General features: G+C 69.6%; 7 protein-coding genes and 1 pseudogene. 7 read left to right on the forward strand and 1 reads right to left on the reverse strand.

All coding sequences use genetic code 11. The features are described from left to right. The coding region (locus QZV72_RS13695) for a helix-turn-helix domain-containing protein (RefSeq protein ID WP_297009204.1) at positions 1-273 on the forward strand (273 nt) is incomplete at its 5' end. A gap of 29 nt (positions 274-302) precedes the next feature. Here the strand turns inward: QZV72_RS13695 and QZV72_RS13700 are convergent. Further along, positions 303-1,115, reverse strand: coding sequence for a TetR/AcrR family transcriptional regulator (locus QZV72_RS13700; RefSeq protein WP_297009205.1), 813 nt, complete (start codon positions 1,113-1,115; stop codon positions 303-305). A 147-nt stretch (positions 1,116-1,262) separates the two neighbouring features. On the opposite strand from QZV72_RS13700, the gene QZV72_RS13705 reads away from it, so the two are divergent. From QZV72_RS13705 to QZV72_RS13730, 6 genes and pseudogenes are all read left to right on the forward strand, one after another. Further along, a complete protein-coding gene (locus QZV72_RS13705; protein ID WP_297009206.1) occupies positions 1,263-2,804 on the forward strand; it encodes an NAD(P)/FAD-dependent oxidoreductase in 1,542 nt (513 codons plus the stop codon). Then, on the forward strand, positions 2,801-3,871 hold the full coding sequence (locus QZV72_RS13710; RefSeq protein ID WP_297009208.1) for a universal stress protein: 1,071 nt from the start codon (positions 2,801-2,803) through the stop codon (positions 3,869-3,871). The genes QZV72_RS13705 and QZV72_RS13710 overlap by 4 nt, the downstream gene beginning before the upstream one ends. Then, positions 3,872-5,536: an APC family permease gene (locus tag QZV72_RS13715; protein ID WP_297009210.1), complete on the forward strand. Its 1,665-nt coding sequence runs from the start codon at positions 3,872-3,874 to the stop codon at positions 5,534-5,536. A gap of 2 nt (positions 5,537-5,538) precedes the next feature. Continuing rightward, complete coding sequence (locus tag QZV72_RS13720) at positions 5,539-6,966, forward strand: aldehyde dehydrogenase family protein (RefSeq protein ID WP_297009213.1); 1,428 nt, start codon at positions 5,539-5,541, stop codon at positions 6,964-6,966. Between the two features lie 257 nt (positions 6,967-7,223). Further along, positions 7,224-8,066, forward strand: a complete 843-nt coding sequence (locus QZV72_RS13725; RefSeq protein WP_297009214.1) for an Ltp family lipoprotein — start codon at positions 7,224-7,226, stop codon at positions 8,064-8,066. A 139-nt stretch (positions 8,067-8,205) separates the two neighbouring features. After that, positions 8,206-8,412 (forward strand): annotated as a pseudogene (locus tag QZV72_RS13730) (hypothetical protein); the annotation flags it as partial.

Genomic DNA, 8,412 nt, shown 5'->3' on the forward strand with positions numbered 1-8,412 from the left:
ACGGAGACCGTCGACCGGTTGCTGGACGTTGACGGTGCCGGGACGGGCCCGGGTGGTGCGGGGTCGCGCGGCGCGACGGAGGGCCGCGACCTGCTGCAGACCCTGGAGACGTGGCTGCGTTCGGGCGGGAGGACCGGGGTGACCGCGGACCTGCTGGGCGTGCACCGGCACACCGTGCGGACCCGCCTCACGCATATCGCGGAGCTCCTGGAGGTCGACCTCGACGACCCTGTCGTCCGCGCCGAGCTTCTGCTCGTCGCAGTGACCCGGTGACACGTCCGGGGCCCCACGCGGTGGGCGGGTCAGCCCGGCAACAGTGCGAGGGTGCCTGCGACGAGGGCATCGAGACCCCATTCGAAGGGCTGGTCAGCGTAGGGGTTCGGTAGGCCGTTCCCCCTGGCCCGGCCACCCCCCTGCCCGGCGTCCCCGCCGCCACCTGTCCCGTCCACCTCTACGGTGAAGGCGTCGACCACCTGCCGGAACGCCGGGGCGTCCTGCTCCCCCGGGCGCGAACCGAAGATGGACGCCGGCGCGTGCACGTCCATCGCCGAGCCGAAGAGGAAGGACTCGAAGGCGACGATCACCGGGATGACCTGCGCGGACGGTACTCCGGCGGCGAGGAGTCCGGCGGCGACGGTGTCATACATCCGGCGGGTCGCCGGGGCTCCGGTGACCGGCATCGTGGCGATGAGCGGGACCAGCGAGGGATAGTCGGCGAAGGCCTGCCGGTAGGACCGGGACCAGGAGCGCAACGCCGCGGCGAGGCGGGCGGCGGTGTCCGCCCGGTCCGCCCGGTCCGCCGGGTCCGCCGGGTCCGCCGGGTCCGCCGGGCCACCGACACCGCTGATGAGCACGGTGAATGCGTCGGCGTCGACCCGCGACATCACCGCGTCCTGCACGGTCGTCATGAGCTCGGCCTTGTTGGCGATGTGGTTGTAGAGCGAGGAGACGGAGACGCCGAGACTCCCGGCCAGCGACTTCATCGTCAGGGCACCGACCCCGCCGCCGGTGAGGATGCCGAGTGCCGCGTCGGCGATGATGCCGCGGTTGAGCAGCGGTGTGCCGGGGCGCCCCGCCCGGCGTCCTCCCGGACCACCGGCTTGTCTGCCGACCATGCCACCACCTGCCCGTCGATCCCGCACCTGTCCATCGACACCGAACCTGTGTCACACACAATTTACATTTTTCGCCCGCAGGGGGTGCCCGGGGACGGTACAGTCGCCCTAAACGAACAACGTTCTTTTTGGAAGGGCACAGTAACCATGGAATCCACAGCAGCACCGGCGGGACACGCCCCGTCACAGACCACCACCGAGGCAGACGTCGTCGTCATCGGCGCCGGCCCGGCCGGACTCACCGCCGCGTACACCCTGGCCAAGGCGGGGAAGAAGGTCACCGTCCTCGAGGCCCGCGACCGCGTCGGCGGCCGCACCTGGAGCGGCCACATCCTCGACGACGAGGGCCGGGAGCACTTCATCGAGATCGGCGGCCAGTGGATCTCCCCTGACCAGACCCGGCTCACCGCACTCACCGAGGAACTCGGCCTGGAGACCTTCGCCCGCTTCCGTGAGGGCAACTCCGTCTACGTCTCCCCCGACGGCACCCGCCACACCTACACCGGCGACCGCCTCCCCGTCACCGACCACACCCTGGCCGAGATGGAGAAGCTCATCGGCATCATGGACGACCTCGCCGCCGAGATCGGCGCCGAGACCCCCTGGGCCGCCGAGAAGGCCGAGGAGCTCGACACCATCGCCTTCCGCACCTGGCTCCACCAGCACTCCGACGACCAGGAGGCCATCGACAACGTCTCCATCTACGTCGCCTCCGGCATGCTCACCAAGCCGTCCTACGCGTTCTCCACGCTGCAGGCCGTGCTGATGGCGGCGTCCGCCGGATCCTTCTCCAACCTCGTCGACGAGGACTTCATCCTCGACCGGCGCGTCGTCGGCGGCATGCAGTCCGTCTCCGTCACCCTGGCGGAACGGATCCGCGAGCTCGGCGGGGACATCGTCCTCGGCGCCCCGGTCCGTCAGATCGACTGGCACGAGACCGACACCACCACCGTCGACGAGATCAACACGACCGCCGACGTGCGCAACGGTGTGGCCGACAACGGGGCCGCCGGTTCCGTGACCGTCCGTGCGGAGGGGCCGGACGGGGACGTCACCGTCCGCGCGACGAACGCCGTCCTCGCCGTCCCGCCGAACCTCTACAACCGGATCAGCTTCGTCCCGCCGATGCCCCGCGAACAGCACGTCGCCCACCAGCACATCTCCATGGGCCTGGTCATCAAGGTCCACGCAGTCTACGAGACCCCGTTCTGGCGCGAGGACGGGCTCTCCGGCACCGCCTTCGGTGGCGGACGCCTCGTCCAGGAGGTCTACGACAACACCAACTACGGTGCCGACGGCACGACCGGTGAGGACTCCTACGGCACCCTCGTCGGCTTCGTCTCCGACCTCTACGCCGAGCAGATGTGGGCACTGCCCGAGGCCGAGCGCAAGGAACGGATCCTCTCCGCGATGGCCGACTACCTGGGCCCGAAGACCATGGAGCCGGTCGCCTTCTACCTCTCCGACATGGCCGCCGAGGAGTGGACCCGCGGCGCCTACGCCACCAGCTACGACCTCGGCGGACTGCACCGCTGGGGCCACCTGCAGAACCGGCCGACCGGCCCGGTCCACTACGCCTGCTCCGACATCGCCGCGGAGGGCTACCAGCATGTCGACGGCGCCGTGCGCCAGGGGGAGGCCGCCGCACTGGCGATCCTCGCCGCCCAGGGTGGGGAGCACACCGCATGACCCCCGTCCGGGACGTGGGACACGACCCGGGCCGACGGCACAGCCCGATCGTCGTCGGGTACGCCGCCACCGCCACCGGCCGTGACGCCCTCACCCTGGGCATCGCCCTGGCGCGTCGACAGAACGTCTCCCTCCACCTGGTGCTCGTCGCTCCGGAGGACACCGGTTTCAGCCCCTCCCACGGCTACGACCGCAGCTACGACCGGATCCTCCATGAGCAGCTGGAGCAGTGGCTCACCGAGGCACTGGGCGAGGTCCCGGCCGACATCACCGCGTCCGGCCATGTCGTCCGTGCGGTGGACGCCGCCGAGGGCCTGCTCGGTGCCGCCCGTGCCCTGGACGCCGGGCTGATCGTCATCGGCGCCCGCTCCGGCGGCCTGCTGCGCAGTCACCGGCTGGGCCAGATGGCCTCAGCGCTGCTGCACACCTCGCCCGTACCGGTGGCGATGGCCCCCACCGGCTACCGGCACACCGGCCCGATCGGGCGGGTGACCACCATGTTCGGCCAACGCCCGGGCGTCACCGACCTCATCGCCGTCGGGCTGGAGACCGCCCGTGAACGCCGGATCCCGCTGCGCCTGGTCTCCCTGGTCATGATCGACGACCCGGGCGCCGCCGACGCCGACCTGGAGGACACCGCGGCAATCAACATGGCGGTGATCAACGGCGTGTACGACTACGCCACCGCCCGGCTCGCCGCTGAGGCCTCCGACATGGTGGACGCCGGCTACGCGACCACGGTCATCGCCACCGGCCGATCGGTCACCGACGCCCTGGCCGAGCTGGACTGGGACGACGACGAGATCGTGCTTGTGGCGTCCTCCCGGTTGGCGACCCTCGGACACCTCTTCCTCGGCAAGACGGCCACGAGGATGATGCGCACCACCCCGGTGCCGGTCGTCGTCGTCCCGGCCGGCTACACCCATCCGGCGACGCCCGGCACAGCGACCGGTACAACGACCGGCACGGCGCCCGGCACGGCGCCCGGCACAGCGACCGGTACAGCGCCCGGCACAGCGACCGGCACGGCGCCCGGCGACACCAGCGGATCAGAGGGGGGCCGGTAGATGAGCGACCCGAACACCACCACCGGCACCACCACCCCCGCCGACGGGACCGGATCCGCCCCGACGTCCGGCAAAGGCCTCGCGGCCGGCAAGATCGGCGTCCTCGGCGCCGTCGTCGTCGGCGTGTCCTGCATCGCCCCCGCCTACACACTGACCTCGGGCCTGGGACCCACGATCTCCGAGGTCGGGACGCACGTCCCCGGTATCCTGCTGCTCGGTTTCCTGCCGATGCTGCTCATCGCCTTCGGCTACCGTGAGCTCAACAACCGCGTCCCCGACTCCGGCACCTCGTTCACCTGGGCGACGAAGGCCTTCAACCCGTGGATCGGGTGGATGGGCGGCTGGGGGCTCATCGCCGCGACCATCATCGTGCTGTCGAACCTCGCCGCCGTCGCCGTCGACTTCTTCTACCTGCTTCTCTCGCAGATCTTCGACAACCCCGGCCTCGCCGACCTCACCGACAACCTGTGGATCAACATACCCACCACCCTGGTGCTCATCACGGTCGCCGCGTGGATCGCCTTCCGGGGCGTGGAAGCCACGAAGAACATCCAGTACTGGCTCGTCGGATTCCAGCTGATCGTCCTCACCGTCTTCGCCGTCGCCGCCCTGGTCCAGTCCGACCGCGGCACCAGCTTCGACCCGACGTCGGTGGAACTGTCCTGGTTCAACCCCTTCGACGTGGGCTCCTTCTCCACCGTCGCCGCCGGTGTGTCCCTCTCCATCTTCATGTTCTGGGGCTGGGACGCCACACTGACGATGAACGAGGAGACCAGGGACCCGAAGCGGACCGCGGGCCGGGCGTCCACCATCGTCGTGCTCATCATCATGGCGATCTACGCGCTGTGCGCTGTCGGCGTGATCGCGTGGGCCGGCACCGGCACCGAGGGCCTGGGTGCGGGAAACCCCGACAACCAGGAGTCCATCTTCGCGGCGATGGCCGACCCGGTGCTCGGGAAGTGGGGCATCCTCATGTCCCTGGCGATCCTGAGTTCCTCCTTCGCCTCACTGCAGTCGACGATGATCTCACCGTCGCGCACGATGCTGGCGATGGGCTACTACCAGGCGCTGCCCGCGTCTTTCGCGAGGATCAGCCCCAGGTTCCGGACGCCGTCCGTGGCCACCGCCGCCGCCGCGATCGCCGCCGGCGGGTTCTACACCGTCACCCGGCTGCTCAGCGAGAACGCCCTGTGGGACACGATCACCGCCCTCGGCCTGATGATCTGCTTCTACTACGGCATCACCGCCGTCGCCTGCGTCTGGTACTTCCGGACCGAGTGCCTCGCCTCGCTGCGCAACGCCCTGTTCATGTTCCTCTTCCCGCTGATCGGCGGGGTGGTGCTGCTGGTGATGTTCTTCTACACCGCAGTGGACTCCCTCGACCCGTCCTACGGGTCCGGCTCGTCGATCGGCGGGGTGGGCATGGTGATCATCCTCGGCATGGGCGTCCTCGCCCTCGGCGTGGTGTGCATGCTGTGGACCCGGTGGCGCAACCCCGGCTTCTTCCGCGGGGAAACGCTCGCCCACAGCCACTCCGGCGACGAACCGGAGGACGCAGCTACCGTGGACACCGTACCCGACCTCCCCGACCGGCCCGGTCCGCCCGACCGTGCGGTCGACGAACTGACCATCTCACCGACCACCGACATCACGACCAAGGAGTGACCATGTCTGTCCCGACCTCTTCCCCCGTCTACCGCACCACCGTCCCCGCCACCGGCGAGGTCACCGCGAACTACGAGCACCTCACCGACGAGACGCTGGCCACCGTCCTGGAGGACGCCGCGTCCGCCGCCGCAGTGTGGCGCGCCACCCCGATCGAGGAGCGCGCCGCCGTCGTCACCCGCGCCGCCGAGATCTTCAAGGAGCGCGCCGCCGAGCTCGGCGCGCTGGCCACCCGCGAGATGGGCAAGCCACTGGGCGAGTCCACCGGCGAAGCCGACTTCTCCGGCGACATCTTCGCCTACTACGCGACCCACGGCCCGGAATTCGCCGCCGACCGGGTCCTGGAGGACACCGACGAGTCCCGCACCGTCGTGCAGCGGCGTCCGGTGGGGATCCTGCTGGGCATCATGCCGTGGAACTACCCCTACTACCAGATCGCCCGGTTCGCGGCCCCGAACCTCGTCACCGGTAACGTCATCCTGCTCAAGCACGCCGAATCCGTGCCCGGCTGCGCGCTCGTCGTCGAGGAGATCGTGCGCCAGGCCCTGCGTGAGGGCGGCTACCCGGAGGCCGTGTACACGAACATCTTCGCCACCCACGGGCAGGTCTCGACCGTCATCGAGGACCCGCGGGTCCAGGGCGTGTCACTGACCGGTTCGGAGCGGGCGGGTGCGGCGATCGCCGCGCAGGCCGGCGCCGCGCTGAAGAAGGCAGTCCTGGAACTCGGCGGCTCCGACCCCTACGTCATCCTGTCGACGGATGACGTGAAGACCGCGGCCGCCGATGCGGTGGCGATCCGGTTGGAGAACACCGGACAGGCCTGCAACTCCAACAAGCGCATCATCGTCTCTGCGGACATCTACGACGAGTTCGTCGACGAGGCCGTCGCCCTGGTGTCCGCGCTGACGCCGAAGGATCCGGCCGAGATCAGCGACTACACCGCGGAGAAGGCCTTCGCACCCCTGTCCTCGGAGCGTGCCGCGGACAACCTGCTCGACCAGATCGGTCGCGCGGTGGCGGCCGGGGCGACCCTGCGCGTCGGCGGTACCCGGGTCGGTGGTGACTTCGCCTCGGGCTTCTACGTCGCCCCGGCGGTGCTCACCGACATTCCGGTGGGTTCCGACATCGCCTACGAGGAGTTCTTCGGCCCGGTCGTCACCGTGTACAAGGTCAGCTCCGACGAGGAGGCCCTGGCGCTGGCGAACGACACCCAGTACGGTCTCGGCTCCACGGTCTTCGCCGTGGAGGAGGGTCGCGCCGAGAAGTTCGCCGAGGGGCTGGAGGCCGGCATGACCGGGGTGAACCGGTCCGCCCCGGAGACCGAGTCCATGCCCTTCGGTGGCGTGAAGCGCTCCGGCTACGGCCGTGAGCTGGGGCCGCTGGGCATGGACGAATTCGTGAACAAGCGGCTGTACTCGGTGAAGAAGTAGGGCTGCTCACAGGGGATCCGGGGATCCGGGGGGGGCTCCGGGGCCTCCCGGACTCGGTTGCGGCCCGTCGGTGCCGTTTCCCGCGTTCGAACGGGGTGCTCGAACAGCGGATTTCGGCGTCCGGGCGCCGGACATGATGGTTTCCGCGTCCTCCGGAAGAGACGGCGGACGCCCCGGTCGGGTCACGCCCACATCGTGGTTCGACCGGGTCACCTGCGGCGTCCCTCAGCGCCGTCGCACCCCGAAAGAGACGTTCCATGACCACGACACCTCCCACCGGCCCGCAGGACCAGAACACCGGGAACTCGCAGAACCCTTACGGTGCGCCCTACGGGGCCCCGATGCCACCGACCGAACAGTTCACGCGGCCCGGGATGCCCGACCAGCCGGCACCCTACGGCGCACCGGCACCGCAGGAACCCCCGAAGAAGCCGTTCTACAGGCGGGTCTGGTTCATCGTGCTGGTGCTCGTGGTGGTCATCGGCGTCATCGCCGTCGCAACCGGTGGTGGGGGCGGGGACGAGGACGCCGCGTCCTCCCCCACCCCGACGGCCACCCCGGTGGGCACCCCTGCATCCACCCCGGCGGGCGATGCCGCCACCGATACCCCCGTGGTCGCGGAAGCCGACAACCCCGGAGACACCGACGCCCCCGCCGACTTCCAGTCTGCGCTCCGCAGTGCCCAGCGGTACTCCGACATGATGCACATGTCGAAGGCCGGACTGTTCGATCAGCTGACCAGTGAGTACGCCGACAAGTTCTCCCCGGAAGCCGCCCAGTATGCCGTCGACAATGTCGACGCAGACTGGAACGCGAACGCCCTGAAGAGTGCCGAGAACTACGCCGAGACGATGCACATGTCCAAGGCCGGTGTCTACGACCAGCTGATCAGCGAATACGGCGACCAGTTCCTCCCCGAGGAGGCCCAGTACGCGGTGGACAACATGAGCGCCGACTGGAACAACAACGCGCTCGAAAGCGCCCGCAACTACCGGGACACGATGGACATGTCCCCCGAAGGTATCCGCGATCAGCTGACCAGTGACTACGGAGACCAGTTCACCGCTGAAGAGGCGGACTACGCTGTCGCGAACCTGTAGTCACCGGCCCCGTCACCGCTGCCCCGCCGATGGCGCCGATGGCGGATCTCCAGGATCCCTGGGCTGCGGACACGGCCTCCGGGAGGCCGGCACCAGGCTGTTCCTTCAGCACCTGTGACCTGCCCCTGGGATTCAGTAGGTGTCACCGGGTGCAGTCGCGTCCCCGGGGTCATTGCCGACCGCCCCGCACCGACCCTGGATGAGGTCGCTGATCTGCAGCATCACGGATCCGGAGTTCGTCCGTGAGCCGGGAGGAACAGCAATCGTCGTCACCTCGGACCCGCACTACATCCGGGCGCTGCGCAACTACCGGGACGCCGGGATCCACGCCTTCGGCTGGGTCGGC

The organism is uncultured Corynebacterium sp. (assembly GCF_902782855.1).
Lineage (GTDB): Bacteria > Actinomycetota > Actinomycetes > Mycobacteriales > Mycobacteriaceae > Corynebacterium.

What these genes read in the sequence shown, in the direction of transcription:
- QZV72_RS13700 (WP_297009205.1), bottom strand. Translation starts at nt 1,115, where the DNA reads ATGGTCGGCAGACAAGCCGGTGGTCCGGGAGGACGCCGGGCGGGGCGC.
- QZV72_RS13705 (WP_297009206.1), top strand. Translation starts at nt 1,263, where the DNA reads ATGGAATCCACAGCAGCACCGGCGGGACACGCCCCGTCACAGACCACC.
- QZV72_RS13710 (WP_297009208.1), top strand. Translation starts at nt 2,801, where the DNA reads ATGACCCCCGTCCGGGACGTGGGACACGACCCGGGCCGACGGCACAGC.
- QZV72_RS13715 (WP_297009210.1), top strand. Translation starts at nt 3,872, where the DNA reads ATGAGCGACCCGAACACCACCACCGGCACCACCACCCCCGCCGACGGG.
- QZV72_RS13720 (WP_297009213.1), top strand. Translation starts at nt 5,539, where the DNA reads ATGTCTGTCCCGACCTCTTCCCCCGTCTACCGCACCACCGTCCCCGCC.
- QZV72_RS13725 (WP_297009214.1), top strand. Translation starts at nt 7,224, where the DNA reads ATGACCACGACACCTCCCACCGGCCCGCAGGACCAGAACACCGGGAAC.